Source organism: Bacillus sp. JJ1566 (genome assembly GCF_036962685.1).
Lineage (GTDB): Bacteria > Bacillota > Bacilli > Bacillales > Bacillaceae_L > Ferdinandcohnia.
The window spans coordinates 1-1473 of the sequence record NZ_JBALOP010000099.1 but is presented as its reverse complement, the minus strand read 5'-3'; the positions used below and the strand labels follow the sequence as shown (position 1 = coordinate 1473).

The window sequence follows — 1473 nt, the reverse complement described above, 5'->3', positions numbered from 1 at the left end:
TATTATGGTACCTATAGATAGGACACTTGAAAAAGAGTGTTTAATCTATAGGTATTTTTTTATATACTTAAATCTTAATATGTGGGGATTAGGGGACGGATATGAGTAAACTAATATTTTCAGACAAACAAGTTAAAATACTACAAAATAACCCAAATGTGCAGCGTGTCAGTAATTTAGCTATTACATATACAGATGATTTTAAAAATAGATTTATGGATGAATATTTAGCAGGTAAACTTCCTAGAAAAATTTTTGAAGAGAATGGTTTTGATGAGGAGATTATAGGCAAGAAAAGGATTGAGCAATCTGCGTATAGGTGGAAAAAGGCATATGAAAAAAATGGACTTATCGGACTTTCAGATTCTCGGAGAACAGCTTCTGGTAATACGTTGAAACGTGAACTTTCTCAAGCAGAAATTATTGAAAGACAGGAAGCAAGAATTAAACTGTTGGAAGGACAGGTAGAGCTGTTAAAAAAGTTAGAAACGACAGAAAGGAGGCTTTTAAGCGAGAGAAAAGAACTCGAAACAAATAAAATTTTTCAACTGATACAAGAAACAATTCAACAAAATGATTTCAAACAAATGACGAAATACTTTTGTGATTTAACCGGTGTGTCACGCTCTGGATATTATAGCTTTCTAAACGCTTATGAAGTGCGATTAGAAAAGGAACAAGCAGATTTAGAAGTAAGAGATATTATATTAAAGGCTTTTAATCGACGTGGATACAAGAAAGGATCTCGTTCCATAAAAATGATATTAGAAAACGATTTCAACATCCTGTATAGCAGAAAAAGGATCCAAAGAATTATGAGAAAATATAACATTGTTTGCCCGCATAGAAAGCCTAATCCTTACAAAAAAATTGCAAAAGCAACAAAAGAACATAAGGTAGTACCAAATATGTTAAATAGAGAATTTAAACAAGGAGTCCCAGGAAAAGTACTTTTAACGGATATCACATATTTGCCATTTGGAAACAAAGCTATGGCTTTTTTGTCAACCATAAAAGATGCGTCTACAAATGAAGTTTTAGCATACCATACTTCAGACCGAATCACTTTAGACATTGCCACTAAAACCATTGAAAAGTTAATGAAAAACAAGAAAAATAAATTACACCCAGAAGCATTTATCCATTCAGATCAAGGGAGCCATTACACAAGCCCCACGTACCAAAAGTTATTAAAGAAACATGGTTTAGGCCAATCTATGTCCAGACGAGGAAACTGTTGGGATAACGCCCCACAGGAGTCTTTTTTTGGTCATTTAAAGGACGAAGTAGACTATGAATCTTGTAAAACACTAAAGGAATTAAAAGCTAAAATAAATCATTATATGGTTTATTATAATAATTATCGATATCAATGGAATTTAAAAAAGATGACCCCTATTCAATATAAAGATCATCTTTTAGCATCATAACTACTCTTTTTTTATTGTGTCCTTGACATAGGTACCAGTTTAA

1 protein-coding gene is annotated in these 1473 nt (G+C 32.2%); it reads left to right on the top strand.

Going from position 1 to position 1473, the window contains the following annotated elements:
- Nucleotides 1–101: 101 nt before the first annotated feature.
- Complete coding sequence (locus V7112_RS23745) at nucleotides 102–1430, top strand: IS3 family transposase (protein WP_335424446.1); 1329 nt, start codon at nucleotides 102–104, stop codon at nucleotides 1428–1430.
- Nucleotides 1431–1473 lie beyond the last annotated feature (43 nt).